The sequence below is a fragment of the Neisseria sp. P0020.S003 genome (genome assembly GCF_051957095.1).
Lineage (GTDB): Bacteria > Pseudomonadota > Gammaproteobacteria > Burkholderiales > Neisseriaceae > Neisseria > Neisseria subflava.
Window position 1 is genome coordinate 1 of sequence record NZ_JBQCWU010000066.1, and the last position, 456, is coordinate 456.

The 456-nt window shown below is 58.8% G+C and carries 1 protein-coding gene; it reads right to left on the reverse strand.

Translation table 11 applies throughout. The annotated features are described in order from the left end of the window. Window positions 1–15: 15 nt before the first annotated feature. A partial coding sequence (locus ACTHTQ_RS11330; protein ID WP_440363973.1) for an LLM class flavin-dependent oxidoreductase occupies window positions 16–456 on the reverse strand: 441 nt, incomplete at its 5' end.

Here is a 456-nt window from a genome sequence, read left to right on the forward strand (position 1 = left end):
AGCGAAAACAGCCGCTCAGGCGATTGATTGGCCGATTGAACGGCTGGCGATCTCGTATGAATGCAGACGCTTCTTGTGATCATGTATCATGCCGGTCAACATCAGTTCATCGGCGCCGGTGCTTTCTGCAAAGGCCTTGATGCCTTTCGCTACCGTGTCCGGTCCACCGACCACACGGCATGACAGCATCTGGCGAACAAGCGCCTGCGCTGCCGGATCAAGCCGCTCCGCATAGCCTTCGACCGGTGCAGGAAGCTTGCCGGGGCGACCGCTGCGCAGGTTGACGAAAGCCTGCAGTTGCGACGTGAAAAGATGGTTCGCCTCTTCGTCCGTGTCGGCTGCGATCACGTTTAGGCCCAGCATCACATAAGGCTTCTGCATATATTCCGATGGCTCGAACCGCTCGCGATATAGAGCGATGGCGCGCTCCATTTCGGCAGGCGCGAAGTGCGAGGC